Source organism: Streptomyces sp. NPDC049970, assembly GCF_040660235.1.
Taxonomy (GTDB): domain Bacteria; phylum Actinomycetota; class Actinomycetes; order Streptomycetales; family Streptomycetaceae; genus Streptomyces.
On record NZ_JBFALP010000002.1, the window covers coordinates 754,604 to 781,164 of the forward strand.

Genomic DNA, 26,561 nt, shown 5'->3' on the forward strand with positions numbered 1-26,561 from the left:
GTCAGGTGCGGAACGGCCCCGTGACCTCGTAGGTGATGCCGCCCGAGGAGCTGCCACTCGTCCCGCGCTGCGAGGAGAAGTAGAGCCGCTTCCCGTCGGGGGAGAACGCGGGGCCCGTGATCTCCGACCCCGACTGGCCGCTGATCCGCAGGAAGGGCGCGACCGTGTCGGCGGGTGTGATCAGGCAGATCTCCATGTTCCCGCCGTCCTCGGCGACGTACAGGTCGCCCGAGGCGGACCGGGTGACGTTGTCCACGCCGGTGAGCGGGGCGCCGCCGCCCGTGACCAGCGAGTCGTCGTAGGCGAGCGAGAGGGACGAGGCGTTCGCGTCGTACGCCCACACCCGGTTGTCGCCCTTGGTGGTGAACCAGCAGGTCCCGGCCGCGTAGAAGCAGCCCTCGCCGCCGTTGAACACCTTGGCGCCCGTGACCTGGTAGCGGGTCTGCGTGGGGGAGCCGTCCGGGTCGGGGACCGTCGTCCAGGTCACCGGGCCCGAGGTCCCGGTGCCCGCGACCAGGACCTGCAACGTGCCGGACGCGAGGTCGCCCCAGGTGGCGGGCCGGAAGCGGTAGAAGCGGCCGTCCGTCTCGTCCTCGGTCAGGTAGACGTATCCGTGGTCGGGGTCGGCCGCCGCCGCCTCGTGCTTGAAGCGGCCGAGCGCCGGACGCGGCACGGCGGCGTTCACGCCCCAGGGGTCCGTCTCGTGGACGAGTCCGCGGGTGACCTCCTCGCAGGAGAGCCAGGTGTTCCACGGGGTCCGGCCGCCGGCGCAGTTGTTGTTCGTGCCCGACAGGACGCGGTACGCCGAGGTGACGGTCCCCGAGGCGTCGAAGCGCAGGGCGCTCGCCCCGCCGCCGCTGCCCGACGACACCTCGGCGTTGGAGACGTAGATCCAGCCGCTCCCGTCGGTGAAGGTGGCACCGCCGTCGGGCGCGCTGTGCCAGGTGTACGAGGTGCCGGGGACGGCCTGCCCCGAACGCGCGACGATCCGGCTGGTGAAGCCGCTCGGCAGCAGGACGCCGTCGGCGTTCGCGGCCCGCAGCGCTCCGTAGGGCCCGGCGGCAGGCTGGGCGGGGGCGGCGATGGCGGCACTCCTCCAGAGGGTGCCGCCGAAGGCGGCGGCCGACGAGCCGATCACCGCTGTGCGCAAGAAGGTCCGACGTTCCACGATCACTCCACGGGGTGACGTGCTGGCCCGCCGGTCCGGTTGGTCCGGCGGGTCGAACGTCAGCACAGTAGGGGCGTGTGGTGGACGTGGCTCCAACGTCTCGTGAACGGGGTGGAGTCAGTCCGCGCGGACCGGGAAGACCGGCACGGACACCTCGTCGTCGTCCAGGCACGCGCCCGTCTCCAGGTCGAAGCGCTGCTTCAGCAGGGGCGACGCGACGAACGGCCGCCCCTGCGCCGAACCGAGCAGGCCGCGGGAGAGGACGTACGCACCGGTGAACGGGTCGCGGTTGCCGATCGCGTACGCCCGCCCCGCCCGGTCCACGAAGAGGGCGACCTGCCTGCCGTCCGGGAGGAGCGCGGCCACTCCGCGCCCCGGGGTCAGCAGCGATCGGTCGCAGACCGTCAGCCAGCCGTCCCCGTGCGCGAGCCGGATCGTCCGGGTGTCCCGCGCCGTCGCCGTCGTGGTGGTCGTCATCAGGAGGTCCCTTCGAGGGTACGGACGGCGAGCACCGGGCCCGCGAGTATGTCCAGGTCGGGCTTGACCTGGTCGCGCTCCGGGACGAACCTGACCGAGGGGTCGGGCGCGTCGGGGGCGTTGACGAAGGTGACGAAGCGCCGCAGCCGCTCCGGGTCGTCGATGGTCTCGGCCCACTCGTCGCGGTATTCGGCGACGTGGTCGGCCATCAGCCGCTCCAGCTCGTCGCACAGCCCCAGCGAGTCGTGGACGACGACGTCCCGTACGTGGTCCAGGCCGCCCTCGATCCGGTCCAGCCAGGTCGAGGTGCGTTCCAGGCGGTCCGCGGTACGGATGTAGAACATCAGGAACCGGTCGATGAGGCGGACCAGTTCGGCGTCGGACAGGTCCTGGGCGAGCAGGTCGGCGTGGCGCGGGGTCGCGCCGCCGTTCCCGCCGACGTAGAGGTTCCAGCCCTGGGCGGTGGCGATGATCCCGAAGTCCTTGCCGCGGGCCTCCGCGCACTCGCGGGCGCAGCCCGAGACCGCGGACTTCAGCTTGTGCGGGGACCGCAGACCGCGGTAGCGCAGCTCCAGGTCGATCGCCATCCGCACCGAGTCCTGCACCCCGTAGCGGCACCAGGTCCGCCCCACGCAGGACTTCACCGTCCGCAGCGACTTGCCGTAGGCGTGCCCGGACTCGAAGCCCGCGTCCACCAGGCGGGTCCAGATCAGCGGCAGCTGGTCCACGCGGGCGCCGAACAGGTCGATGCGCTGACCTCCGGTGATCTTCGTGTAGAGGCCGAAGTCCCGGGCCACCTCGCCGATCACGATCAGTTTCTCCGGGGTGATCTCACCGCCCGGGATGCGCGGCACGACCGAGTAGGAGCCGTTGCGCTGGAGATTGGCCAGGAAGTGGTCGTTGGTGTCCTGAAGGGCGGCCTGCTCGCCGTCCAGGACGTAGCCGCTCGCGCCGACCGTCGGGGCCAGCGAGGCGATGACCGAGCCGACCGTCGGCTTGCAGACCTCGCAGCCGTCACCGCCGCGCGCCTCCGCACGGCCGTGCGAGTCGAGCAGCTCGGCGTACGACGTGACGCCGAGGGTGCGGACGATCTCGTACAGCTCGCTGCGGGAGTACTCGAAGCAGCCGCACAGCCCCTGGTCCTCCGGCTGCGGAAGCAACTGCCCGATGACCTTGACGCAACTGCCGCAGCCCGTACCTGCCTTGGTGCACTTCTTCACCTCGGGCAGCGTGGTGTGCTCGCAGATCGCACCCTTGGTCACGTTGTGGCAGGAGCAGACCACGGCCTCGTCGGGCAGGGACGACGGGCCGAGCGCGACCGGACCGCCCGCGCCGGTCGGCAGCACCAGCTGCTCCGGGGCGACCGGCAGCACCGTGCCGGTCATCGGCCGCAGGGTCCCGTACTGGTCGGCGTCCCCGACCAGGATCCCGCCGAGCAGCGTGCGGTCCCGGCCGATCACCAGCTTCTTGTACACGCCCGAGCGGGAGTCGGAGTAGACCACGTCGAGACTGCCCTCGGCCGCGCCGTGCGCGTCACCGAAGGAGGCCACGTCCACACCGAGCAGCTTCAGCTTCGTCGACAGGTCGGCGCCCGTGAAGGCGGCCGTGCGGCCCGCGATCACCTCGGCGACCGTCAGTGCCATCTCGTAACCCGGCGCCACCAGGCCGTACACCCGGCCGTCCGAGGCCAGCGCGCACTCGCCTATCGCGAACACGTCGCTGTCGGAGGTCCGGCACTCCTCGTCCACGACGACGCCGCCGCGCGGACCGACCGCCAGACCGCAGTCGCGGGCCAGCTGGTCCCGGGGGCGTACACCGGCGGAGAAGACGACGAGGTCGGTGGTGAGCGAGGAGCCGTCCGAGAGCGCCATGCCGTTCACCCGGCCGTCCCGGCCCGCGGTGACCTCCTGGGTGCCGACGCCCGTGCGGACGGAGAGGCCCATGTCCTCGATGGTGCGCAGCAGGGCCGCGCCGCCGCCCTCGTCGACCTGGACCGGCATCAGCCGGGGCGCGAACTCCACGACGTGCGTGGTGAGTCCGAGGCCCTTCAGCGCGCCCGCGGCCTCCAGGCCCAGCAGCCCGCCGCCGACCACGGCGCCGGTCCGCGCGCCCTTCGCGTACTCCTCGATCGCGAGCAGGTCCTCGATGGTGCGGTAGACGAAGCAGCCCTCGGCGTCCTTGCCGGGAACCGGCGGCACGAAGGGGTACGAGCCGGTGGCCAGCACCAGGGTGTCGTAGGTGAAGCGCCGCCCGGAGCGCGCGGTGACGGTGTGCGCCTCCCGGTCGATGCTCTCCGCCGGGTCGCCGACGAACAGTTCGATGCCGTGCCCGGACATGAAGCCCGGCTCGACGAGGGAGAGGTCCTCCGCCGACCTGCCGGAGAAGTACGAGGTCAACCGCACCCGGTCGTACGCGGGACGGGGCTCCTCGCAGAGCACCACGACGCGGGCCGTGCCGGCGCCGGCGGTCAGGCCGCGGTCGGCGAGCGCTTCCAGGAACCGCTGCCCGACCATGCCGTGCCCGACGACCACGATCGTCGGCACGCCCGGGGTGGGGCCGGTCGGGGGAGTGGACACCGGCATCAGAAGCCTCCGTCGTTGGTGAGCAGGTGGAGCAGGGACATGTCGGCGGGGAGTGGCTCGTCGTCCTGCCAGGTCCGGGCGAGGGTGCCGACCGCGGCGAGATCGCCGAACAGCACCCCGCCCGCGAGCCGGTCGCCCCGGACGACGACCGTGCGGTACGCGCCCCGCGTGGCGTCGGCCAGCCGGACCACGTCGTCGCCCGGCAACGGGCGGGAGTCGCCGAAGGCCGCCAGGTCGAGACCGCCGGCTCCGGACGCACCCGCGACGACGGGGGAGGCCGAAGGGGAGCGCAGGGTGAGGCGGGTCAGTGCCCGGGTGCCCCCGTAGCGCGCGGGCCGCCCGGCCAGGACCTCGGCCAGCACGTCGGCCTGTTCGAGTGCCGCACCCGCCAGCCCGTACACCGTCCCGTCGTGCTCGGCGCAGTCGCCGACGGCGTGGATGTACGGGTCCGAGGTGCGCAGCTCGTCGTCCACGACCACGCCCTCGCGGACATCGAGTCCGGCGGCCCGCGCCAGGCCCGTCCTGGGGCGGACCCCGCAGGCCAGCACCGTGGCCTGGGCCTCCAGCTCGTAGCCGTCGGCCATCTCCACGGCCCGCACCGCCGGGACGGCACCGCCCGTGCAGCGCAGCCCGCGCACCCGGCACTCGGTGTGCACCTCGACGCCGAGCGCCTCCAGGTGGTGCCGCAGCAGCCCGGCCGCCTCGGCGTCCAGCTGCCGCTCCATGAGGTGCTCGCCCTGCTGGGCCAGCACCACCTGGGCGCCGCACTCGGCCAGCGCGCGGGCGGCCGACACCCCGAGGAGCCCGCCGCCGATGACGACGGCACGCGTGCCGGGACGTACCGCCGCCCGCAGGGCCAGGCAGTCGTCGAGGGTCCGGAAGGGATGCACCCCGTCCGGCATGGTCCGGCCGAGACCCCGCAGCGGAGGCAGCACCGGGTTGGAGCCGGTGGCCAGCACCAGCCGCTCGTAGCCGATGACGCCGCCGTCGTCGCACAGGACCTCGCGGTCCGCCCGGTCGATCCGCACGGCCCGCACCCCGCGCCGCACCTCCGCGGGCGGCAGCGCGATCACGTCCGGTTCGTACCGGCCGGCGAGGACCTCGGCCAACAGCACCCTGTTGTAGGGCGCGTGCTCCTCCTCGCCGACGACCGTGACACCCGGCACCCGGGCGGCGAGCCGCGCGCCCGCCATCCCGGCGCCGATCACCACCACCCGCGCCGCGTTCCCGCTCCGTGTCCTCATGACGCAGAGACTGCGGGGCCGGTGTTACCCGGCCGGATCCCTCCTGTTTCCCGGGAGGAACCTTGCGCTCAGCACCGGCGTACGGCGCCTGTGAGGGCGCGGCCGACTGGTTGGACGGGGCACGTACCGCCTGCCTAAAGTCGCGTACATGCCCGACATAACGCTGACCACCCTCGTCCTGCTGTGCCTCGCCGCCGCGGCGGCCGGCTGGATCGACGCCGTGGTGGGCGGCGGCGGGCTGCTCCTGCTGCCCGCCCTGCTGCTCGGGCTGCCGCACGTCCCGGCCGCGCACATCCTCGGCACCAACAAGGCGGTCGCCGTCGTCGGCACCTCGGGCGCCGCCGTCACCTACGTCCGCAAGGCGCCGGTCCAGGTCGCGACCGCCGTACGCATCGGGCTCATGGCGCTCGCGGGTTCCATGACCGGTGCCTTCTTCGCCGCCGGGATCAGCAGCGACGTACTGCGCCCGGTGATCATGGTGGTGCTGCTCGGGGTCGCCGCCTTCGTGATGCTGCGGCCGACCTTCGGCACGGCGGCGGCCGGTGACGGCACGGGCCGGAAGGTGACCAGGGCGCGCGCGGTCACCGCCGTGGTGCTGGTCGGAGGCGGTATCGGCTTCTACGACGGGCTGTTCGGGCCGGGCACGGGCACCTTCCTGGTGCTGGCCCTGACCGCCGTGCTCCACCTCGACCTGGTCACCGCGTCCGCGACCGCCAAGATCGTGAACGTCTGCACCAACGCCGGTGCGCTCGCCATGTTCGCCTACCAGGGCACCGTCCTGTGGCAACTGGCCGCGCTCATGGCCGTGTTCAATCTGGCCGGCGGCATGTTCGGGGCGCACATGGCTCTCAGGAAGGGCAGCGGTTTCGTCCGCGGGGTCCTGCTGGTCGTGGTGTTCTCGCTGGTCGCCAAGCTCGGCTTCGACCAGTGGACGGCGTGATCACCGCACTCCGGTGAGGTGGGCGTACGCCACCACGTTGCCCTGGTAACCGGTCTCGCGGGTGAAGCCGCCGCCGCAGGTGATCAGCCGCAGTGACGCGTGCGACGTGGCGCCGTAGACCCGCTTGTCGGGGAAGTCGTCGTTCTCGTACAGCTCGACCGCGTCGACCGAGAAGACCGCGGTACGGCGGTCACCTCGGTCGATCTCGACGCGGGCGCCCTTCTTCAGGGACCCGAGGGAGTAGAAGACGGACGGCCCCTGGGCGTTGTCGACATGACCGGCGACGATCGCGGTCCCCGTGGCGCCGGGCGGTGTGCCGTCCTCGTACCAGCCCGCGAGGTTGCGGCGGTCCGCCGGCGGGGCGTCGAGGCTGCCGTCCGCGCCCAGGCCGAGCCCCGTCATGGGCGCGTCCACACCGATGTCCGGGACGCGGATCCTGACCGGCGCGGCAGGGCGCAGCGGCGCGGCGACCCGTGTCCCGGGCCGCACCTCGGGGCCCGCGGCGAACGCCTCCCCGGTGGACGGCTGGGGGGCGACGACGCGGGTGACCGCACCTTCCTGCACCAGCCATACGCCGCACAGCGCGACGATGCCCACCAGCCAGGCCCTGGCTCTCAGCGACGCCCTGTCCACGTCGTCTTCCTCCGCCCGCCGACCTCAGCCGTGCGCGCCGTCCGCGCGCCGGCGGCGCAGGAGCAGGGCGCCGCCGACGGCCGCCGCCGCGACGAGGCCGGCGCCCGCGGCGATCTGTGCGGTGTCGGGGGCGGCGCTTCCGCCGACCCCTGTCCTGACGTGCCCGGAGGGCTCGCCGGGCCGGGTGGCGGGCGGCGTCGATGGCCTGCCCGTGGGCGGCTTCGCGTGTCCGGGGTCGGTGATGGGCGGGGGCACGGGGCGGTCGCCCGGCTGCTTCGCCGTTCCGGCGCCGAGGTCCTCGGCCGCCGGGTCCTCATCGGTCTCCGGCCAGAGGGACCCGGAGAGCGCCGCCGGCTGGTCGGCGTCGTCCAGGGGATCGGGTGCCTGCGCCTCACCGGCCGCGTCCAGGCCCTCGGTGGGTTCCGGCTGCCCCTCCGCGTAGAGGTCTCCGGCCGCTGCCGGACCACCCGCCGTCGTCCCGTCGCCGGTGCAGGGTGCCGTGGGATCCGGGCTCCCGGAGTCCTCGAAGGTCTCGGTGGTCCCGGGCCCGCACTCCGCGGTGCTGCCGGCCACCGAGACGGCGGCCGTGCGCTCTCTGCCGAAACCGTTCACGTCCGCGTGTGCGGACGGGGCGGCGGAGAGGCCGAGCGCGGCGGCGGCGAGCGCCGCGGCTGCGGTACCGGTCACGAGACGGGCGGGGCTGAGCATGGGAATCCTCCGGGCAGACGGATGTGTCCTCCCTCCGAGGTAACGGGTCGCGCACGCCGGCTGCTTGCTGACGTGTAGTCAGCTTTCACCCGTACGGGCCCGGGTGGCGCGGCCTGCTCGCCCACCCGGTGCAGGTCGTGGCGCTGCCGGTGGTTGTGCCGTCCGTCCGGTGCCGATCGGGTGACGCCCCCGGTTCCGGAGTGTGACGCACGTCACATGTATGGACTCGCGGGGGTCGGGCACACGCATCACACCCCCCCCCACGGGACGGCAGCCCCCGCCGGCCCCCCGGCAACCGCCCTCACCGGTCGACACCCCCCTGGGACCGGTGAGGGCGGTGTCGTGCCGCCACCGGTACCCGACTCACGTACCGTCCGTCGCCGACCACGTGATGTCCGGGGGACGCACACGCCCGCATCGGGGCCCTCCCTTGTCGTCGGTCAGACGCAGCCGCGCGGTGAGGTGCCCCGTCCGTGCTGCCGCCTCGACGACCTCGGGGGCGATGTCGGCGATCATCAGTTTGGCGCGCCGGAACATGGTGAAGGCGCCGGACCCGTCCACCGTCCCCCAGGACAGGTAGACGAAGCGCCCGCCGAGCCGGTTCTGGATGTACGGCCCCGAGACCTCGATGCCCTCCGCCGTCGACACGGCGGTGCAGTCCAGGGTCCATCCGGCGCGCGGCGCGTCACCCGGATGCGGACCGAGCAGCTCGCCCGGCCGGTCCTTGCGCTGCACGCCGACGTGGATGTCGTCGAAACCGGCGAAGTCGGTGCCGGGACCGCAGGTGCGGCCCGGGAGTTCTGAGGCTTCGATGTGGATCTGCATGGGTCCCATGGTCCCGCATGAGGAGCGGGCCCCGCGGGCCTCGCGGGGCGGCGGGGTCAGACGGTCTCGCGCGGGGCGTCCTCGAGGACCTGCCCGAGCCGCTTCATCAGTTCCTCGTCGACGTCGAAGGACGTGCCGTCGATCCGCCGCACCGGTGCGATGCCCTGCGAGTTGGTCAGGAACGCGGCACGGTAGGCGCCCAGTCCGTCCAGCGTCACCGCCCGCCGCACCGACGGCCGGTCCGTCCCCGCCAGTCCGCTCTCCAGCAGGGCCATGGTGATGCCGGTCAGCGCGGGGGCGTCCGGCCAGACCACCGAAGTGCCGTCCCAGAAGCCGATGTTGGTGACGGAGCCCTCGGTGACCACGCCACCGGGCATCGTCAGCAGCGCCTCGTCGAAGCCCGAACGCCCGGCCAGCTCCCTGTAGTAGGTCTGGCCGAACTCGCCCGGGCGCTTGACGTGCGGCACGGAGCGCGCGTAGGGGACCGACATCAGGCCGCGCGGCCCGCCGCCCATGCGCGCGGGCTCCCGCACCGTCACCATGGTCACCGTCTCCTGGCTGCCCGGTGGCATGAAGCCGTGCACCCGGACGGAGGCGTCCCGTATCCCGGCACCGTCGAGTGCGTGCCCGATCAGGTCCCGTACGCGCCCGCCGGCCAGCGGTGTCGCGAAGAGCTCCCGGTTCGCGGAGTCCAGCCTCCCCAGATGCAGGGCGAGGCCGCGCACCGAACGGTCCCTGACCTGCATCGCGGTGAAGTGGCCGTAGCCGGCGAAGGCCGGGATGCGCAGATCGTCCGCGGTGGCGGGGCGGCCGTCGAACTCGGCGTACGGGAAAGCGGCGGGAGTCGTCATGGCCCCACGGTAGGCGCCCCACGGCGTACCCCGGCCGTGTCCCGGGGCCGACAATCGAGGGGCCGCGAACCCCGACGAGGAGGCCGACGATGACCGAGCCCGCTTGGCTGACCGTGATGACCACGACGGACAGCGAGGAGAAGGCAGGAGCCCTGGCCAGGGGTGCGGTGGCCGCACGGCTCGCCGCCTGCGCCCAGATCTCCGCGCCCGTCACCTCGGTCTACCGGTGGCGGGGCGCCGTCGAGACGGAGCAGGAGTGGCAGGTGCTGTTCAAGACGACGGCGGAACGCTACGCCGAGTTGGAGGCCCACCTCGTCGACGCGCACGACTACGCGACGCCCGAGGTCATCGCGACACCCGTCGTCCGCGGCAGCAGCCGCTACCTCGCCTGGGTGAGCGCGGAGACGGCCCCCGAGGCGGACCTGTGACGGAGGTGCGGCTGCCGTTCTTCGTGTACGGCACCCTGCTGCCGGGCTGTCACAACCACGACCGCTTCCTCCGGGGCCGCACGAGCGACGAGCGCCCGGCCGCGCTGCCGAACGCCCTGCTGTACGAAGGCCCCGGCTATCCGTACGCGATCGAGGGCCACGGCACCGTCCACGGCGCGCTGGTCACCGCCGGGCCCGGCGCGTACGCGGAACTGCTCGGGCTGCTGGACGACCTGGAGGAGTACCTGGGGCCGGACCACCCGCGCAATCTGTACGAGCGGGTGGCCCGCGGGGTCGTTCCCGAGGCACGGCCGGGCGCCGGGCCCACCGAGCCGGGCGCAGTCCGATCCGCCGGGCCCACCGGGCCGGGCGCCGGGCGATCCGCCGGACCCCGGTCCAGCGGATCCGCCCCCGGTGAGCCCGTACGTGCCTGGGTCTACCTCGCGGCCCCCGCCGTCACCCGCTCCCTGCGGACCGGCGGCACCCGGGTGCCCGGTGGGAACTGGCTCACCCGACCGCCTCCACCCGCACCGCGCACACCTTGAACTCCGGCATCCGCGACACCGGGTCCAGCGCCGGGTTCGTCAGCGAGTTGGCCCGGCCCTCGCCCGCCCAGTGGAACGGCATGAACACGGTGTCCTGCCGGATCGACGACGTGATCCGGGCCGGTGCCACCGCCCGCCCCCGCCGGGAGGTGACCGCGACCCGCTCGCCCTCGGCCACCCCGATCCGCTCGGCCAGCCGGGGATGCAGCTCCACGAACGGTCCCGGCGCCGCCGCGTTCAGTTCGGCCACCCGGCGGGTCTGCGCCCCCGACTGGTACTGGGACACCACCCGCCCGGTGGTCAGCACCACCGGGTACTCGGCGTCCGTCTCCTCCGCCGGGGCCCTGTGCGTGACCGGGACGAACCGGGCCCGCCCGTCGTCCGTCGCGAACCGCTCCAGGAACAGCCGGGGCGTGCCGGCGTGCTCCTCGTCCGGACAGGGCCAGAACACCCCGTCCTCCGCCGCGATCCGGGCGTAGCTGATACCCGCGTAGTCGGCGGGACCGCCCGCCGAGGCACGCCGCAGCTCGTCGAAGACCTCCTCGGGGTCCGTGGGGAAGCCCTTCCCGTGACCCAGGAGGCCGGCGAGCGCGTGCAGCACCTCCAGGTCGCTGCGCACCCCGTCCGGCGGCGTCACCGCCCGCCGCCGCAGCAGCACGCGGCCCTCCAGACTGGTCGTCGTCCCGCTCTCCTCCGCCCACTGGGTCACCGGCAGGACCACGTCGGCCAGCGCCGCCGTCTCCGACAGCACCACGTCCGCGACCGCCAGGAAGTCCAGGGACCTCAGCCGCTCCTCCACATGCCCCGCGTGCGGCGCCGACACGACCGGGTTGGACCCCATCACCAGCAGCGACCGCACATCCCGCCCCAGCGCGTCCAGCAGCTCGTACGCGCTGCGACCCGGCCCCGGCAGGGTCGCCGGGTCGACACCCCACACCCCGGCCACATGCCGGCGCGCGGCGGGATCGGTCAGCCTGCGGTAGCCCGGCAGCTGGTCGGCCTTCTGCCCGTGCTCCCTTCCGCCCTGGCCGTTGCCCTGGCCGGTCAGGCAGCCGTACCCGGACAGCGGACGGCCCGCCCGGCCGGTGGCGAGGCAGAAGTTGATCCACGCCCCCACCGTGTCCGTGCCCTTCGCCTGCTGTTCGGGCCCACGCGCGGTGAGCACCATCCCGGCCTCCGCCCCGCAGAACATCTCCACGGCCTCACGCAGCAGGGGCACGGGCACCCCGGTGAGTCGCTCCACCAGCTCGGGCCAGTGCGCCATCGCGCCCGCCCGCGCCTCGTCCCAGCCACGCGTCCTGGTCCGGACGAACTCCTCGTCCACCCGGCCGTCCGCCACGACCAGGTGCAGCATGCCGAGCGCGAGGGCCAGATCCGTGCCCGGCCGGGGGGCCAGGTGCAGGTCGGCGTGCTCGGCGGTCCTGGTGCGCCGCGGATCGATGACGATCAGCCGGCCGCCGTTCTCCCGCAGCTCGGTGAAGTAGCGCAGGGCGGGCGGCATCGTCTCGGCGGGATTGGAGCCGACCAGGATCACGCAGCCGGTCCGCGGGATGTCCTCCAGCGGGAAGGGCAGCCCCCGGTCGAGGCCGAAGGCCCGCTGGTGCGCGGCGGCTGCCGAGGACATGCAGAAGCGGCCGTTGTAGTCGATCTGGGAAGTACCCAGCACCACCCGGGCGAACTTCCCCAAGGAGTAGGCCTTCTCGTTGGTGAGCCCGCCGCCGCCGAACACGCCCACGGCGTCCGCTCCGTGCTCCGCACGTGTCCCGCGCAACCCGTCGGCGATCCGCTCCAGGGCCTCGTCCCAGCCGGCCGGCACCAGCGGTCCGCCGGCGTCGCGCACCAGGGGCCCGGTCAGCCGCGCGCCGGCGGCCAGCACGGCGGGCGCGGTGCGCCCCTTGCCGCACAGGGCGCCCCGGTTGACCGGGAACTCCGTACGCTCCACGACCTCGACGACCCCGCCGTCGGCGACCGGTCGCAGTTTCATCCCGCACTGGAGCGCGCAGTACGGGCAGTGGGTGGACGTCTCGGTGCGGGCCATGCGCCCAGCGTGCGAGCCGGGTATTACGCCGACCGGTGCGCCCGGTTACGCCGCCGGTACGGGTCCCTCAGCCCGCCCCGCCGGCCGCCGTGAGGTCGTCGGCGAGCGCCTCCGCGACCCCGGCCTCACGTGGGCCCAGGAAGTGCGGATCCGGCTGGAACACCGCGTCCAGGAGCGCCTTCCCCGCGGCGAAGACCTCCCGCGTCCCGCCGTAGTACCAGGTCACGTCGTGTACGTCGTCGGCGCCCACCCCGTACGCGTCGATCCCGGCCGACCGGCACAGGGCGATCGCCCGCCGGATGTGGAAGCCCTGGCTTACCAGGACGGCCCGGTCGACGCCGAATATCCTCTTGGCCCGTGCGCACGAGTCCCAGGTGTCGAAGCCCGCGTAGTCGCTGACGATCCGGCGGTCCGGCACCCCGCGGGCGGTGAGATACGTGCGCATCGCATCCGGTTCGTCGTACTCGACGCGGCTGTTGTCCCCCGTGACCAGCACGACCCGCACCTTCCCCGACCGGTACAGCTCGGCCGCCGCGTCCAGCCGGTGCGCGAGGTAGGGCGACGGCCTGCCGTCCCACAGCCCCGCCCCGAACACCACGGCGACCTCCCGGGCGGGGGCGCCGGCCGTGGTCCGCACCCGCGCGTCTGCCGAGGTGTGCAGCCACGCCATGGGCGCCAGGGCCACCGCGCAGACGACCATCAGCGCCTGCACCAGCCGCCGCCGCCCCCGCCGGGTCCTCGGCAGCCCCGGCCGCGCCGAGCGAAGCCACTCCGGTCGTGCGACCAGCCTTCCCACGGACGCCACCCGCCCCGGTCCTCCGGACGCGAACCGCCCCGTCCTCCCCAGCCGCATGCGGCGCCCCCCGCGCTCGTACCGAACTCCTCAGGAAGGGGACGAACGACGCGCGCGAAAGGTTCGCCGGACCACGTGTGAACAGGTGCTGACACCATGGACGCGGGCCCCGTGAAGCCGAGGCGAAGACCCGTCACGGGTGTGAGACGGCCCGGCGACGTCCGCCCGGCACGATCGGTCCATGAATGGGACGCCGTACGGCATCCCGCCCCACGCGCCTCTCCTGGCCTCCGCCTGAGCCGTCCTGTCAGCCCGGCCGTCTACTGTCGGAGCATGGACGGTACGCACCACCACACCCCGGACACACCGGAACACGGCACGACGCCCTACGGCGCCGCCGACACCGAGCGCTGGGACACCGAGCCCGACAAACGGCCGGGGCGCACCGCCTTCCAGCGCGACCGCGCGCGCGTGCTGCACTCCGCCGCCCTGCGCAGGCTCGCGGGCAAGACCCAGGTCGTCACACCCGGCACCCGGGGACAGGCCTGGGACGCCAGCCCCCGCACCCGGCTCACCCACTCCCTGGAGTGCGCCCAGGTCGGCCGGGAACTCGGTGCGGCGCTGGGCTGCGACCCCGACCTCGTGGAGGCGGCCTGCCTCTCCCACGACATGGGCCACCCGCCCTTCGGCCACAACGGCGAACAGGCCCTCAACGACTTCGCGTCCGACTGCGGCGGCTTCGAGGGCAACGCCCAGTCGCTGCGCCTGCTGACCCGCCTCGAACCCAAGCGCTTCGTCCGCGACCCCCGCAGCGGCGAGCTCGTCAGCGTGGGGCTCAACCTGACCCGGGCCGCCCTGGACGCCGCCACCAAGTACCCCTGGCCCAGGGGCGCCCACCCCGCGGACCCCGGCTCACCGAAGTTCGGGGTGTACGAGGACGACCTGCCGGTCTTCGAATGGGTCCGCAAGGGCGCGCCGCAGGACGGCAGATGCTTCGAGGCGCAGGTCATGGACTGGTCCGACGACGTCGCGTACTCCGTGCACGACTTCGAGGACGGACTGCACGCCGGGCACATCGACCCGGGCTGCCTCTTCTCCGGGCCGGAGCGCGCGGAGATCTGGGAGGTCGCGATCGGGCGCTACGTCCCGGCCGGCACCGACCCGCAGGAGCTCGCCGAAGCCCTCGACCGCCTCACCGCCCAGGAGTGGTGGCCGCACGGCTACGACGGCACCGCCGTCGCCCAGGCCCGGCTGAAGGACGCGACGAGCCAGCTCATCGGCAGGTTCTGCCTCGCCGCAGAGGCGGCGACCCACCAGGAGTACGGGCCCGGCAGGCTCGGCCGTTACGGCGCCGAGCTCGTCGTCCCGCGCGAGGTCCGCAACGAGTGCGCCGTGCTCAAGGCCGTCGCCGACCGCTACGTCATGCAGCGCGCCGAGCAGGAGGCCATCCGCGCCGACCAGCGGATCGTCATCGCCGAGCTCGCCGCCGCCCTCACCGCCCGCGCGCCCGAGGGCCTGGAGCCGCAGTTCCGCGCGCTGTACACGACGGCCCCCGACGACAGGGCACGCAAGCGGGTGCTCGTCGACCAGATCGCCGCACTGACGGACGCCTCCGCGCGTTCCCTTCACCGGACACTCACAGGTGTTGGGCAGACTGGACCATGATCGGGGCGCACGCCTCCGGCTGTGACTCGATCGGGGCACACCCTCTTTCGCCATCACGCCGCGTGCGGGACGCTCGCGGATGGTGGCGCCGCGAAGCACAGTACCGAGGAGGCATCAAGTGGTCGACGCACATCGGACGTTCGTCATCATCGGCGGGGGACTGGCCGGAGCGAAGGCAGCCGAGACACTCCGGGCGGAGGGCTTCAGCGGCCGGGTGATCCTCATCGGCGACGAGCGCGACCATCCGTACGAGCGGCCTCCCCTGTCCAAGGGGTACCTGACGGGCAAGGACGAGCGGGACACCGTCTTCGTCCACAAGGCCGCCTGGTACGCGGGCGCCGACATCGAGCTGCACCTCGGCCAGGTGGTCACCTCCGTCGACCGCGCCGCCCGGTCGGTCCAGCTCGGTGACAACACCGTCGTCCACTACGACAAGCTCCTGCTCGCCACCGGCGCCGAGCCCCGCCGCCTCGACGTGCCCGGCACCGACCTGGTCGGCGTGCACCACCTGCGCCGGCTCGCGCACTCCGACCGGCTCCGCAACGTCCTCGCCGCCCTCGGCCGGGACAACGGCCACCTGGTGATCGCCGGAGGCGGCTGGATCGGCCTCGAGGTCGCCGCCGCGGCCCGGGGCTACGGCGCCGAGGTCACCGTCGTCGAACCCTCCACGACCCCGCTGCACCACGTCATCGGCCCCGAGGTCGGCCAGATCTTCACCGAGCTGCACGCCGACCACGGCGTCCGCTTCCACTTCGGCGCCCGCCTGACCGAGATCACCGGACAGGACGGCATGGTCCTCTCCGTCCGCACCGACGACGGCGAGGAGCACCTCGCCCACGACGTGCTCGCGGCGATCGGCGCGGCACCGCGCACCTCCCTCGCGGAGGCCGCCGGTCTCGCCATGGCCGACCGGGCCCAGGGCGGCGGCGTCGCCGTCGACGCCTCGCTGCGCACCTCGGACCCGCACATCTACGCCGCCGGGGACATCGCGTCCGTGGACCATCCGCTCTTCGGCGGCCGGCTGCGCGTGGAGCACTGGGCGAACGCCCTCAACAGCGGACCGGCCGCGGCCAAGGCCATGCTCGGCCAGGAGGTGACGTACGACCGGGTGCCGTACTTCTTCTCCGACCAGTACGACCTGGGGCTGGAGTACTCCGGCTGGGCGCCGCCCGGTTCCTACGACCAGGTCGTCCTGCGCGGCGACGCCGGCAAGCGCGAGTTCATCGCCTTCTGGCTGAAGGACCGCCGCGTCCTCGCCGGGATGAACGTGAATGTGTGGGACGTCACCGAGAACATCCAGCAGCTGATCAGGAGCGGCCGGCCGGTCGACCCGGACGCCCTGGGCGACCCGTCCGTGCCCCTGGACTCCCTGCACTGACCCGGCGGGGCCCGGACCTCCGGCAGGACCGGCCCCCGGGCGGGGGCGCCCGCCGCCGGCCGGTCCCGGATGGCCGGGCCCACCCGTAGACTTCACTCGTGGCAGGCAGGATCAATGACGACGACGTGAAGGCGGTCCGGGACGCGGTCCCGATCGACGCCGTCGTCTCCGAGTACCTCCAACTGCGGAGCGCGGGCGGCGGGAACCTCAAGGGCCTGTGCCCCTTCCACGACGAGAAGTCCCCCTCCTTCCAGATCAGCCCGGGCAAGGGTCTCTTCCACTGCTTCGGCTGCCAGGAGGGCGGCGACACGATCGCCTTCGTGATGAAGATCGACCACCTCACCTTCTCGGAGACGGTCGAGCGCCTCGCCGCCAAGGCGGGCATCACCCTGCGGTACGAGGAGGGCGGCTACAACCCCTCCCACCAGCGCGGCGAGCGAATCCGACTGGTCGAGGCACACAAGATCGCCGCCGACTTCTACCGGGAGCAGCTGAACGGCCCCGAAGCCGAGATCGGCCGGAAGTTCCTCGCCGAACGCGGCTTCGACCAGGACGCCGCGGCCCACTTCGGCGTGGGCTACAGCCCGGCGGGCTGGGACCACCTCACCCGCTATCTGCGCGGCAAGGGCTTCAGCGACAAGGAGCTCATCAGCTCCGGCATCTCCCAGGACGGCCGCCGAGGCCCGATCGACCGCTTCCGCGGCCGGCTGATGTGGCCGATCAGCGACACCTCCGGAGAGATCGTCGGCTTCGGCGCCCGCAAGCTCCGCGACGACGACAACGGTCCGAAGTACCTCAACACCCCCGACACGTCGATCTACAAGAAGTCCCAGGTGCTGTACGGCATCGACCTGGCCAAGAAGGACATCGCCAAGGCGAGCCGGGCCGTCGTGGTCGAGGGCTACACCGACGTCATGGCCTGCCACCTCGCAGGGGTCACCACCGCCATCGCCACCTGCGGCACGGCGTTCGGCAACGACCACATCAAGATCCTCCGACGGCTCCTGATGGACAACGGCAGCGCCCGCGTGATCTTCACCTTCGACGGTGACGCGGCCGGCCAGAAGGCCGCCCTGCGCGCCTTCGAGGACGACCAGAAGTTCGCCGCCGAGACCTACATCGCGATCGCCCCGGACAACATGGACCCGTGCGACCTGCGGCTCGCCAAGGGCGACGACGCGGTCCGCGACCTGGTCGAACCCCGCACCCCGCTCTTCGAGTTCGCGCTCCGCCAGATCGTCGGCCGGTACGACCTGGAGACCCCGGCGGGCCGCGCCGCCGCGCTCGACGAGGCCGCGCCCGTCGTCGCCAAGATCAAGACGAGCAGTGTCCAGCGTGAGGTGGCCGTCCAGCTCGCCGGCTTCGTCGGCATCCTCGACCAGGAGTTCGTCGTCCACCGGGTCAACCAGCTCGCCCAGTGGTCCCGCGGGCGTGGCGACAAGCGAGGATCCGCACCGGCCGCCTCCCGCACCGGCGCGCCGAACCAGCAGATCCAGGCCCCCACCGCCCCTTCCGGCCCCGCCCTCAACCTCCGCAGCCCGGCCCACCGCACGGAGCGGGAGCTGCTCAAGCTCGCCCTGCAGAAGCCCGCCCTGGTCTCCCCGGCCTTCGACGCGTACGGCGTCGACGAGTTCACCGCCCCGCCCTACGCGGCGGTGCGCCAGTGCATCGCGGAGGCGGGCGGCGCGGAGCTGGGCGTCGCCGAGGCCCGCGAGTACCTGGTCCAGGTGCTCGACGCGACCCCCGACGACACGGTGCGCAAGCTCGTCACCGAGCTCGCTGTCGAGGTCTTCCACGGCAAGTCCATCGACGAGGGATACGCGGGCGAGCACCTGGTCAAGGTCCGCATGCGCGCCGTCGACCGCAGGATCGACGACGTCCAGGGCAGCCTCGCCCGCCTCGGCAGCAACGTGGCCCCGGACCACCTCGCCGCCGCGCAGAACGAGGTGTGGGTCCTCCAGCAGTACGCCCAGTCACTGCGGAGCCACGGCGCCGCCGCGCTCTGAGCCCGATCCGAGCCCTGTCGCACCCCGGGCGCAGAAAATCACCGCACGCCCCTCGTGGCAGTGGTGTGTCGTACGCCACACTGGGTGGCGGTGCCTGAGTCATCGGAGCGCGGAACCCCCCTTCCCGCGACCCGGCAGCGATCACCTGGAGGTCGCCCCCGTGCAGACCCGGACCGTGCCGCCCACGACCGAGCTCGTCCCGGCGATTCCCGCGCAGAACCGGGCCGTACGACATCCGGAGACGGCGGGCACGTCCGAACCGGTGCTGGAGGAAGCGGTGGAGCCGCCCGGGGCCCCGGAGTCACGAAGCCGGCCGGAGACAGGCGGCCCGTCGTCCGACCTCTTCCGGCAGTACCTGCGCGAGATCGGACGGATACGCCTGCTCAGCGCCGCCGAGGAGGTGGAGCTCGCCCGCTGCGTCGAGGCCGGGCTGTTCGCCGAGGAACGCCTGGCCGGCACCCCCGACCCCGACTCCCGGCTCGCCGTCGACCTGGACCGGCTCGTGGTCATGGGCCGGATGGCGAAGCGCCGCCTCATCGAGTCCAACCTCCGCCTCGTGGTCTCCGTGGCCAAACGCTACGTCGGCCGCGGTCTGACCATGCTCGACCTGGTCCAGGAGGGGAACCTCGGGCTGATCAGGGCGGTCGAGAAGTTCGACTACGCCCGGGGCTACAAGTTCTCCACGTACGCGACCTGGTGGATCCGTCAGGCGATGTCCCGCGCCCTGGCGGACCAGGCCCGGACCATAAGGGTCCCGGTCCACGTCGTCGAGCTGATCAACCGGGTCGTGCGCGTCCAGCGCCGCATGCTCCAGGAACGGGGCTACGAACCGACACCCGAGGAGGTCGCGGCCCAGCTCGACCTGACCCCCGAACGCGTCGGCGAGGTCCTGCGGCTCGCCCAGGAGCCCGTCTCGCTGCACGCCCCCGTCGGTGAGGAGGACGACGTCGCCTTCGGTGACCTCATCGAGGACGGCGACGCCGCTTCCCCCGTCGAGTCCGCGGCCTTCCTCCTGCTGCGAGAACACCTGGAGACGGTCCTCTCCACGCTCGGGGAGCGGGAGCGGAAGGTCGTCCAGCTGCGGTACGGGCTGGCCGACGGAAGGCCCCGCACCCTCGAGGAGATCGGAAGGATCTTCGGCGTGACACGCGAGCGCATCCGCCAGATCGAGTCCAAGACGCTCTCGAAGCTGCGGGACCACGCCTTCGCCGACCAGCTCCGCGGCTACCTCGACTGAACCGGACGGGCCTCAGGGGGCCGACCGGCCTTCCGGGCCGGCCGGCCCCCCGGCTCAGTCGACCTCCGCCAGCGCCTGCGCGAACTGTGCCGCGTACAGCCGGGCGTACGTCCCGCCCGCGGCCAGCAGCTCGTCGTGCGTGCCCTGTTCGACGATCGAGCCGTTCTCCATCACCAGGATCACGTCGGCGTCCCGGATGGTGGAGAGGCGGTGCGCGATCACGAAGCTCGTACGGCCGTGCGCGAGCCGGGCCATCGCCTTCTGGATCAGCACCTCGGTCCGGGTGTCCACCGAGCTGGTGGCCTCGTCGAGCACCAGGATCACCGGGTCGGACAGGAACGCCCGCGCGATGGTGATCAGCTGCTTCTCACCCGCGCTGACCCCGGCCCCCTCGTCGTCGATCACGGTGTCGTAGCCGTCCGGCAGCGTGCGGACGAAGCGGTCGGCGTGGGCCGCCCGCGCCGCTTCCTCGATCTCCTCCCGAGTGACCTCGCGGGACGCCCCGTAGGCGATGTTCTCCGCGATCGTGCCGCCGAACAGCCAGGTGTCCTGGAGCACCATGCCTATGCCCGAGCGGAGTTCGTCGCGCGTCATCCTCGCGGCGTCGACACCGTCGAGGGTGATCCGGCCGCCCGTCACCTCGTAGAACCGCATCAGCAGGTTGACCAGCGTCGTCTTGCCGGCACCCGTCGGGCCCACGATCGCGACGGTGTGCCCGGGCTCCACACTCAGCGAGAGGTCCTCGATGAGCGGCTTCTCCGGGTCGTACCTGAAGGACACGTTCTCCAGCGACACGCTGCCGCGCAGCTCCTCCGGCCGCTCGGCCGGATCCGGGTCGGGCGCCTGCTCCTCGGCGTCCAGCAGACCGAAGACCCGCTCGGCCGAAGCGATGCCCGACTGCACCAGGTTCGCCATCGAGGCCACCTGGGTCAGCGGCATCGAGAACTGCCGCGAGTACTGGATGAACGCCTGTACGTCACCGATCGACAGGGTGCCCGACGCCACCCGCAGCCCGCCGACGACCGCGACCAGCACGTAGTTCAGGTTGGACACGAACATCATCAGCGGCTGCATGATCCCGCTGTTGAACTGGGCCGCGAAACCCGCCTCGTACAGTGCGTCGTTCTGCTCGGCGAAGTCCCGGGCGGACTCCTCCTGCCGACCGAACACCGTGACCAGCGTGTGACCGGTGTACATCTCCTCGATGTGGGCGTTGAGCCTGCCCGTGACCTTCCACTGCGCCACGAAGTGCGGCTGCGACCGCTTGCCCACCCGCGTCGCGACGAGCACCGAAAGCGGGACCGTCACCAGCGCCACCAGCGCGAGCAGCGGCGAGATCCAGAACATCATGATCAGTACGCCGACGATGGTCAGCAACGAGTTGATGAGCTGGCCCATCGTCTGCTGCATCGTCGTCGATATGTTGTCGATGTCGTTCGTCGCCCGGCTCAGCACCTCGCCGCGCCGCTGCTTGTCGAAGTACGACAGCGGCAGCCGCGCCAGCTTGGTCTGCAGGTCCTCGCGCAACCGGAAGACGACACGGTTGATCACCCGGATCGACAGCCGCGACGACACCAGCATCAGCAGCCCCGCGCCGACGTACACCGCCAGCGCCGCGAGCAGGACGTTGCCCACCGCACCGAAGTCGATACCGCTGCCGGGGGTGAAGTCCACCCCGGACAGCATGTCCGCGAGCCCGTCGCTGCCTTCCTTCCGCAGGCCGTCGACGGCCTGCTCCTTCGTCGCGCCCTTCGGCATCTGCCCGCCGACGACCCCGGCGAAGATCAGGTCCGTGGCCGCGCCGAGGATCTTCGGCCCCGTCACGGAGAGCGCCACGCTCAGCGTCCCGGCGCACAGCATCAGCCCGAGTGAGGACTTCTCCCTGCTGAACCGTCTCAGCAGCCGCTTCCCGGACCCCTTGAAGTCCATGGACCTCTCGGTGGGGCCCATCGCCATCATCCGTCCGCCCGGCCCTGCCATCAGGCGGCCTCCGCTTCCGTCAGCTGGGAGAGCACGATCTCCCGGTAGGTTTCGTTGCCGCTCATCAACTCGTGGTGGCTGCCGTTGCCGACGACCCGGCCCTCGTCCAGCACCAGGATCCGGTCGGCGTCGCGGATCGTGGACACCCGCTGCGCCACGATCACGACTGTCGCCCCCGCCGTCTGCCGGGACAGCGCGGCCCGCAGCGCGGCGTCCGTCGCGTAGTCCAGGGCCGAGAAGGAGTCGTCGAAGAGATAGATCTCGGGCTGCCGCACCAGCGTCCGCGCGATCGCGAGGCGCTGGCGCTGGCCGCCGGAGACATTGGTGCCGCCCTGGGAGATCGGCGCGTCCAGACCGTGTTCGAGCTCCTCCACGAAACCCTTCGCCTGCGCCACCTCCAGCGCGTGCCACAGCTCCTCGTCGGTCGCCTCCGGATTTCCGTACCGCAGATTCGTCGCGACCGTCCCCGAGAACAGGTACGGCTTCTGCGGCACCAGGCTCACGGTCCTCGCCAGCAGGACGGGGTCCAGCGTCCGGACGTCCGTACCGTCGACGAGCACCTCGCCGCCCGTCGCGTCGAACAGCCGCGGTACGAGCCCGAGCAGCGTCGACTTCCCGCTGCCCGTCGACCCGATGATCGCGGTCGTCTCCCCGGGCCGCGCCACGAGATCGACCGAACGCAGCACCGGCTCCTCCGCGCCCGGATAGCGGAACTCCGCGCCCCGTATCTCCAGACGGCCGTGGGACAGCAGCTTCGTGACCGGGGCGCTCGGCGGCACCACGCTCGACTCGGTGTCCAGGACCTCCTGGATGCGCTCGGCGCAGACCTCGGCGCGCGGCACCATGATGAACATGAAGGTCGCCATCATCACCGACATGACGATCTGCATCAGATACGCGAGGAACGCGGTCAGTGCCCCGATCTGCATCCCGCCGCTGTCGATCCGGTGCGCGCCGAACCAGACGACCGCGATCGACGACAGGTTCACCACCGTCATCACGGTCGGGAACATCAGGGCCATCAGCCGGCCCGTCGACAGAGCGACACCCGTCAGTTCGGTGTTGGCGCCGCGGAAGCGCTCCTCCTCGTAGTCGTCCCGTATGAAGGCGCGGATGACCCGGTTGCCGGTGATCTGCTCCCGCAGCACCCGGTTCACCGCGTCCAGCCGCACCTGCATCGTGCGGTAGAGGGGCCGCATCCGCTTCACGATCAGGGTCACCGCGATGCCGAGGACGGGCAGCACCGCCAGCAGCACGGCCGACAGCGGCACGTCCTGGCCGAGCGCCATGATCACGCCGCCGACGCACATGATGGGCGCCGACACCATCAGGGTGAACGACATCAGGACGAGCATCTGGACCTGCTGCACGTCGTTGGTCGTACGTGTGATCAGCGAAGGAGCGCCGAACCGGCCGACCTCGCGGGCGGAGAACGACTGCACCTGGCCGAAGACCGACGCCCGTACGTCCCGGCCGAGCGCGGAGGCGGTCCTCGCACCGAAGTAGACCGCCCCGATGTTGCAGACGACCTGGACGAGGCTGACGGCGATCATCACGGCGCCGAACTGCAGGATGTAGCCCGTGTCACCGCGCACGACACCGTTGTCGATGATGTCCGCGTTGAGGCTGGGCAGATAGAGGCTTGCGCAGGTCTGCAGGAGCTGGAGCAGCACCAGCAGCAGGATCGGCTGTCTGTACGGGCCCAGGTAGGTCCGCAGGATTTTTATGAGCACGCGAGTCTCTCGGTGTCGGCGGAAGGCACAGGCCGATCCATACTCCGGTACGCCGCACGGCGACCGCCAACACTTTTGCTCAAGCCCGGGTCAAATCCCGGACCGGGCTCCCTCCTCAGACGGCTCAGCCGAACGCCCCCGGGTGGATCTGGTCCCGAGTGGCCTCGTACTGCTGGCGCACCGCGCGGCCGACGGCGAGCTCCTCGCCGGGTTCGAGCACCTGCGCCGCGGCGCCGTCCCATGCCGGGGGAGTGCGGGCGTCGAGCGAACCCCGCGAGACCCCGAGCGCCCACGCCGCCTGCCGGGCGGCGCCCAGCGCCCCGTACTGGGCGGGCTGCGGCACGACGACCTGTGTCCCGAACAGCGCGGGCGCCAGCGCCTGCACGGCGGGAAGTTCCGCCGCCGCACCGAGCAGGAACACCCGGCGGACCTCGACGCCCCGGCCGCGCAGCACGTCCAGCGCGTCGGCCAGCGAGCACAGCATCCCCTCGAATGCGGCCCGTGCCAGGTGCTCGGGCTTCATCGACTCGCGCCGCAGCCCGCTCAGCGTGCCCGCCGTGTGCGGCAGGTGCGGGGTGCGCTCACCCTCCAGATACGGCAGCAGCACCAGCCCGGACGCACCGGGCGTCGACTTCATCGCCAGCGCGGACAGTTCGTCCAGCCCCTCCACGTCCAGCATCTCGGCGGTGCCGCGCAGCGCGCGCACCGCGTTGGACGTGTGCACCACCGGCAGGTGCATCCCAGTGGCGTCGGCGAAGGAGGTGATCATGCCGGTCGGGTCGGCCAGCGCCTCGTGGTGCACGGCCATCACCGAGCCGGAGGCCCCGAGCGAGACCACGGCGTCCCCTACGGCGACACCGAGCCCGAAGGCCGCGGCCATCGTCTCGCCCGTGCCGGCCGAGATCAGCAGCCCCTCCGGGGTGGTCCCGGCGGCGTCGGCCGGGCCGAGCACCTCGGGCAGCGCGGCCTGGTGACCGAGCGCCAGCTCCACGAGATCGGGGCGGTAGGAACCGGAGCCGGCCGACCAGTAGCCGGTGCCGGACGCGGCGCCACGGTCGGTCGTACGGCGGGCGGGCCGGCCGAGCAGCTGCCACACCAGCCAGTCGTGCGGCTGCAGGACGGCCGCGACCCGCTGCGCGTTCTCCGGCTCGCTCCGCGCCAGCCAGCGCAGCTTCGCCACCGGCTGCGCGGCCTGCGGCACGGACCCGACGGCCTCCGCCCAGGGCTGCCGCCCGCCGAGCCCGTCGATCAGATCGGCCGCTGCGGCCTGCGCCCGCCGGTCGTTGCCGAGCAGGGCCGGACGTACGAGGTTGCCCTGGCGGTCCAGCGGCACCAGACCGTGCTGCTGCGCGGACACGCCGATGGCCTGCACGCCTTCGAGCAGCCCCCCGGATGCCGCCTCACCGAGTGAGAGCAGCCACGCCTGCGGATCCACCTCGGAGGCCTTGGCCTCGACGGGGTGCGCGGCGTACCCCTGCCGCAGCACCGCACCGGTGTCCGCGTCGCAGACGACGATGTGTGTGAAGGCGGATGAACTGTCCAAGCCGGCGACTATGCCCATACCCAAGAGTCTGCCGCACCGGCCTGCCTTTCCCGCACCGGGTGCCGACACGGGGCTGCCTCACCCGCACCGGCGGACGTTTCCCGTACCGGGTGCCCCCGGTACGGGAAGGGGTCTCAGGTGTTGGTCGTGCCCCAGTCGTCACTGCCGTTGCGGCCACTGCGCTCCCGCAGCGAGCGGACGCGGTCGGAGACGGAGACGGGCATCCTGTCGCCCACCTTCTCGCTCACCGAGTTGTACGCCTTCCCCGCGAAGTCCCGGCCGCCGTGCGCGGCGGACTCCGCCGCGTTGCGCACCGCCGGATTCTCGGCGAGCCGCTGGGCCGACTTCTTCAGCTGCTCGTAACGCTCGCGCCCGGCTCGCGTGCCGAGCACGTAACCGAGGGCCACTCCGGCGATGAACGTGAGCCGGTACCGCATGGCTGCCACCCTTCCTTCACTCCGTGCGACGTGTGCTGCCCGCCTACCCCCGCACACCCGAGATCACCCAGGGACATACCGATTGGCGGAGCACCCCCCTGCTTGCGCTAATGTATGTGTCGCAGCGAACGCGCGCCGCTCGGCAGCCGCCAGGTAGGTACGATTCGAGGCAACGCAGCAATCCCCTGTAGCTCAATTGGCAGAGCAGCCGGCTGTTAACCGGCAGGTTACTGGTTCGAGTCCAGTCGGGGGAGCGCGATCCCCTGTAGCTCAATTGGCAGAGCATTCGGCTGTTAACCGGAGGGTTACTGGTTCGAGTCCAGTCGGGGGAGCGGAACGGAAGAGGACCCTTCGGGGTCCTTTTTCGTGTGCCCGGGCGAGGCCGCCCGTGACTCTTTCGGGGGCATTTCACGGCGGCCGGAACCGGGCAGCACGCTGCGATGTCTTCATGGTCACGCGAAGCCGACCATCCGCAGCAGGAGATCGTATGACCGGCTATGCTGCGGCAGACGGCGCGCACACTTGTACGCGCCACGCCGAGACGGGGCGGTAGCTCAGCCGGTTAGAGCAGCGGACTCATAATCCGTCGGCCGTGGGTTCGAGTCCCACCCGCCCCACCAGTTTTTATCCTGCGGAAACGTTCTGAGCTGCGGAAACGCGGCTTTCGCGGCCGCTTTCCGTGCGGTATTCGCCGCGCGCCGTGCGGTGCTGAACCGCTGCCGCGGCGTGTCAGCGCACTTAGACGCGTCTGACCTGGCCTTTTGCGGGGGTGGCCTGAGTGGCGCGTTGTGGTTGCTCCCACGGCTCCCGCTTACGGCCGGCCGGACGCTCCTGGTTGCGCTGCACCTGTGGTGTTGGTCGGGGCCCGCGAGGGCGTCCTGGCCAGGCTGATTCTGGGCATGCAGGTCAGGACACCTGACCGTGGTGGGCGGGGTTTGAAAGCAGGTGGCGGACCGCCTGGAGAGCGTCGAGCCTGAGGCTCGAGCGTGTTCGTTTTTGACGGACAATCAAGATCAGGGGCCAAGACCCGTCTCTACCGAATCCGGAACATTTCATTCCTGATGGGCGAGTTGCGGCTGGCTTGTGCGCCGGAGGGCTGCGGTGGGCAGCAGGCTCGTTCAGTTCGTCGTGTCGGTCGGGGCGGAGCGTTGTGTGATCTCGTTGCGTAGGTCGCGGCGGAGCTCTTTGGGTAGGGCGAAGGTCATGGTTTCGTCGGTGGTTTGCACCGTCTGCACGTCGCTGTATCCGTGTGCCGCCAGCCACTCCAGCACCCCGTCGACCAGGACGTCGGGCACCGAGGCGCCCGAGGTGAGGCCGACCGTGGTGACGCCCTCCAGCCATGCCTCGTCG

General features: G+C 72.2%; 21 protein-coding genes, 3 tRNA genes and 1 pseudogene. 10 read left to right on the plus strand and 15 right to left on the minus strand.

Annotation, left to right across the window (positions count from 1 at the left end; genetic code table 11):
* Position 1: 1 nt before the first annotated feature.
* The 4 genes from AB0I83_RS06130 to AB0I83_RS06145 form a co-directional block, all read right to left on the minus strand.
* Complete coding sequence (locus AB0I83_RS06130; RefSeq protein ID WP_363303775.1) at positions 2-1,168, minus strand: alkaline phosphatase PhoX; 1,167 nt, start codon at positions 1,166-1,168, stop codon at positions 2-4.
* A 117-nt stretch (positions 1,169-1,285) separates the two neighbouring features.
* Positions 1,286-1,645, minus strand: a complete 360-nt coding sequence (gene nirD, locus AB0I83_RS06135) for a nitrite reductase small subunit NirD (protein ID WP_363303776.1) — start codon at positions 1,643-1,645, stop codon at positions 1,286-1,288.
* Positions 1,645-4,227 carry a nitrite reductase large subunit NirB gene (nirB, locus tag AB0I83_RS06140; RefSeq protein ID WP_363303777.1) on the minus strand — a complete coding sequence of 861 codons (2,583 nt, stop codon included), beginning with the start codon at positions 4,225-4,227 and terminating at the stop codon, positions 1,645-1,647. Before nirB ends, nirD begins: the two co-directional genes overlap by 1 nt.
* On the minus strand, positions 4,227-5,471 hold the full coding sequence (locus tag AB0I83_RS06145; protein ID WP_363303778.1) for an FAD-dependent oxidoreductase: 1,245 nt from the start codon (positions 5,469-5,471) through the stop codon (positions 4,227-4,229). The genes nirB and AB0I83_RS06145 overlap by 1 nt, the downstream gene beginning before the upstream one ends.
* Positions 5,472-5,619: 148 nt before the next feature.
* On the opposite strand from AB0I83_RS06145, the gene AB0I83_RS06150 reads away from it, so the two are divergent.
* Positions 5,620-6,411, plus strand: a complete 792-nt coding sequence (locus AB0I83_RS06150; RefSeq protein WP_356533433.1) for a TSUP family transporter — start codon at positions 5,620-5,622, stop codon at positions 6,409-6,411.
* Here the strand turns inward: AB0I83_RS06150 and AB0I83_RS06155 are convergent, their stop codons facing one another.
* The 4 genes from AB0I83_RS06155 to AB0I83_RS06170 all read right to left on the minus strand — a co-directional run bounded on the left by AB0I83_RS06155 (position 6,412) and on the right by AB0I83_RS06170 (position 9,428).
* Positions 6,412-7,044 (minus strand): class F sortase, encoded by a 633-nt coding sequence (locus AB0I83_RS06155; protein ID WP_356842827.1) that lies wholly within the window; start codon positions 7,042-7,044, stop codon positions 6,412-6,414.
* 24 nt (positions 7,045-7,068) lie between these two features.
* Positions 7,069-7,752: a hypothetical protein gene (locus AB0I83_RS06160; protein WP_363303779.1), complete on the minus strand. Its 684-nt coding sequence runs from the start codon at positions 7,750-7,752 to the stop codon at positions 7,069-7,071.
* Between the two features lie 363 nt (positions 7,753-8,115).
* A complete protein-coding gene (locus AB0I83_RS06165) occupies positions 8,116-8,577 on the minus strand; it encodes a DUF5990 family protein (protein ID WP_363303780.1) in 462 nt (153 codons plus the stop codon).
* 56 nt (positions 8,578-8,633) lie between these two features.
* Positions 8,634-9,428: an aminotransferase class IV gene (locus tag AB0I83_RS06170; protein WP_363303781.1), complete on the minus strand. Its 795-nt coding sequence runs from the start codon at positions 9,426-9,428 to the stop codon at positions 8,634-8,636.
* Positions 9,429-9,517: 89 nt separating this feature from the next.
* Between AB0I83_RS06170 and cutA the strand changes: the two genes are divergently transcribed.
* Complete coding sequence (gene cutA / locus AB0I83_RS06175; RefSeq protein WP_363303782.1) at positions 9,518-9,856, plus strand: divalent-cation tolerance protein CutA; 339 nt, start codon at positions 9,518-9,520, stop codon at positions 9,854-9,856.
* Positions 9,853-10,401: a gamma-glutamylcyclotransferase gene (locus AB0I83_RS06180; RefSeq protein WP_356533446.1), complete on the plus strand. Its 549-nt coding sequence runs from the start codon at positions 9,853-9,855 to the stop codon at positions 10,399-10,401. The genes cutA and AB0I83_RS06180 overlap by 4 nt, the downstream gene beginning before the upstream one ends.
* Here AB0I83_RS06180 and AB0I83_RS06185 read toward each other — a convergent pair.
* Together AB0I83_RS06185 and AB0I83_RS06190 are read right to left on the minus strand one after the other, a co-directional pair.
* Positions 10,364-12,439 (minus strand): molybdopterin oxidoreductase family protein, encoded by a 2,076-nt coding sequence (locus tag AB0I83_RS06185; RefSeq protein ID WP_363303783.1) that lies wholly within the window; start codon positions 12,437-12,439, stop codon positions 10,364-10,366. The two genes, AB0I83_RS06180 and AB0I83_RS06185, sit on opposite strands and share 38 nt — an antisense overlap.
* Before the next feature lie 67 nt (positions 12,440-12,506).
* Positions 12,507-13,292, minus strand: a complete 786-nt coding sequence (locus AB0I83_RS06190) for an ElyC/SanA/YdcF family protein (protein WP_363303784.1) — start codon at positions 13,290-13,292, stop codon at positions 12,507-12,509.
* A gap of 273 nt (positions 13,293-13,565) precedes the next feature.
* Between AB0I83_RS06190 and AB0I83_RS06195 the strand changes: the two genes are divergently transcribed.
* The 4 genes from AB0I83_RS06195 to AB0I83_RS06210 all read left to right on the plus strand — a co-directional run bounded on the left by AB0I83_RS06195 (position 13,566) and on the right by AB0I83_RS06210 (position 19,518).
* Entirely contained in the window at positions 13,566-14,897 is a 1,332-nt protein-coding gene (locus AB0I83_RS06195; RefSeq protein WP_363303785.1) for a deoxyguanosinetriphosphate triphosphohydrolase, read from the plus strand.
* A 118-nt stretch (positions 14,898-15,015) separates the two neighbouring features.
* The gene (locus tag AB0I83_RS06200; RefSeq protein WP_356533454.1) at positions 15,016-16,275 is read left to right on the plus strand and encodes an FAD-dependent oxidoreductase; all 1,260 of its coding nucleotides are present in this window, start codon (positions 15,016-15,018) and stop codon (positions 16,273-16,275) included.
* Positions 16,276-16,373: 98 nt separating this feature from the next.
* A complete protein-coding gene (gene dnaG / locus AB0I83_RS06205; RefSeq protein ID WP_363303786.1) occupies positions 16,374-18,281 on the plus strand; it encodes a DNA primase in 1,908 nt (635 codons plus the stop codon).
* A gap of 160 nt (positions 18,282-18,441) precedes the next feature.
* Positions 18,442-19,518 (plus strand): RNA polymerase sigma factor, encoded by a 1,077-nt coding sequence (locus tag AB0I83_RS06210; protein ID WP_356533458.1) that lies wholly within the window; start codon positions 18,442-18,444, stop codon positions 19,516-19,518.
* Positions 19,519-19,572: 54 nt separating this feature from the next.
* Here AB0I83_RS06210 and AB0I83_RS06215 read toward each other — a convergent pair whose 3' ends face one another.
* The 4 genes from AB0I83_RS06215 to AB0I83_RS06230 all read right to left on the minus strand — a co-directional run bounded on the left by AB0I83_RS06215 (position 19,573) and on the right by AB0I83_RS06230 (position 25,211).
* On the minus strand, positions 19,573-21,498 hold the full coding sequence (locus AB0I83_RS06215; protein WP_363303787.1) for an ABC transporter ATP-binding protein: 1,926 nt from the start codon (positions 21,496-21,498) through the stop codon (positions 19,573-19,575).
* Positions 21,498-23,231, minus strand: a complete 1,734-nt coding sequence (locus tag AB0I83_RS06220) for an ABC transporter ATP-binding protein (protein WP_363303788.1) — start codon at positions 23,229-23,231, stop codon at positions 21,498-21,500. Before AB0I83_RS06220 ends, AB0I83_RS06215 begins: the two co-directional genes overlap by 1 nt.
* A 124-nt stretch (positions 23,232-23,355) precedes the next feature.
* On the minus strand, positions 23,356-24,792 hold the full coding sequence (locus tag AB0I83_RS06225; protein WP_363303789.1) for an FGGY family carbohydrate kinase: 1,437 nt from the start codon (positions 24,790-24,792) through the stop codon (positions 23,356-23,358).
* 116 nt (positions 24,793-24,908) lie between these two features.
* Positions 24,909-25,211 carry a YtxH domain-containing protein gene (locus AB0I83_RS06230; RefSeq protein WP_356533466.1) on the minus strand — a complete coding sequence of 101 codons (303 nt, stop codon included), beginning with the start codon at positions 25,209-25,211 and terminating at the stop codon, positions 24,909-24,911.
* 181 nt (positions 25,212-25,392) lie between these two features.
* Here AB0I83_RS06230 and AB0I83_RS06235 point away from each other — a divergent pair.
* The 3 genes from AB0I83_RS06235 to AB0I83_RS06245 all read left to right on the plus strand — a co-directional run bounded on the left by AB0I83_RS06235 (position 25,393) and on the right by AB0I83_RS06245 (position 25,831).
* Positions 25,393-25,465, plus strand: a tRNA-Asn gene (locus AB0I83_RS06235).
* A gap of 5 nt (positions 25,466-25,470) precedes the next feature.
* Positions 25,471-25,543: transfer RNA gene (locus tag AB0I83_RS06240), tRNA-Asn, on the plus strand.
* 211 nt (positions 25,544-25,754) lie between these two features.
* Positions 25,755-25,831, plus strand: a tRNA-Ile gene (locus tag AB0I83_RS06245).
* 498 nt (positions 25,832-26,329) lie between these two features.
* On the opposite strand, the pseudogene AB0I83_RS06250 reads toward AB0I83_RS06245, so the two are convergent.
* A pseudogene (locus AB0I83_RS06250) lies at positions 26,330-26,561 on the minus strand (4-hydroxy-3-methylbut-2-enyl diphosphate reductase); the annotation flags it as partial.

Excerpts from the sequence above, each read along its gene's own strand:
- AB0I83_RS06160 (WP_363303779.1), bottom strand. The coding sequence starts at position 7,752 with ATGCTCAGCCCCGCCCGTCTCGTGACCGGTACCGCAGCCGCGGCGCTC.
- nirD (WP_363303776.1), bottom strand. The coding sequence starts at position 1,645 with ATGACGACCACCACGACGGCGACGGCGCGGGACACCCGGACGATCCGG.
- AB0I83_RS06195 (WP_363303785.1), top strand. The coding sequence starts at position 13,566 with ATGGACGGTACGCACCACCACACCCCGGACACACCGGAACACGGCACG.
- AB0I83_RS06170 (WP_363303781.1), bottom strand. The coding sequence starts at position 9,428 with ATGACGACTCCCGCCGCTTTCCCGTACGCCGAGTTCGACGGCCGCCCC.
- AB0I83_RS06190 (WP_363303784.1), bottom strand. The coding sequence starts at position 13,292 with ATGCGGCTGGGGAGGACGGGGCGGTTCGCGTCCGGAGGACCGGGGCGG.
- AB0I83_RS06230 (WP_356533466.1), bottom strand. The coding sequence starts at position 25,211 with ATGCGGTACCGGCTCACGTTCATCGCCGGAGTGGCCCTCGGTTACGTG.
- AB0I83_RS06225 (WP_363303789.1), bottom strand. The coding sequence starts at position 24,792 with ATGGGCATAGTCGCCGGCTTGGACAGTTCATCCGCCTTCACACACATC.
- AB0I83_RS06165 (WP_363303780.1), bottom strand. The coding sequence starts at position 8,577 with ATGCAGATCCACATCGAAGCCTCAGAACTCCCGGGCCGCACCTGCGGT.
- AB0I83_RS06145 (WP_363303778.1), bottom strand. The coding sequence starts at position 5,471 with ATGAGGACACGGAGCGGGAACGCGGCGCGGGTGGTGGTGATCGGCGCC.
- AB0I83_RS06185 (WP_363303783.1), bottom strand. The coding sequence starts at position 12,439 with ATGGCCCGCACCGAGACGTCCACCCACTGCCCGTACTGCGCGCTCCAG.
- AB0I83_RS06150 (WP_356533433.1), top strand. The coding sequence starts at position 5,620 with ATGCCCGACATAACGCTGACCACCCTCGTCCTGCTGTGCCTCGCCGCC.
- AB0I83_RS06215 (WP_363303787.1), bottom strand. The coding sequence starts at position 21,498 with ATGGCAGGGCCGGGCGGACGGATGATGGCGATGGGCCCCACCGAGAGG.
- nirB (WP_363303777.1), bottom strand. The coding sequence starts at position 4,227 with ATGCCGGTGTCCACTCCCCCGACCGGCCCCACCCCGGGCGTGCCGACG.
- cutA (WP_363303782.1), top strand. The coding sequence starts at position 9,518 with ATGACCGAGCCCGCTTGGCTGACCGTGATGACCACGACGGACAGCGAG.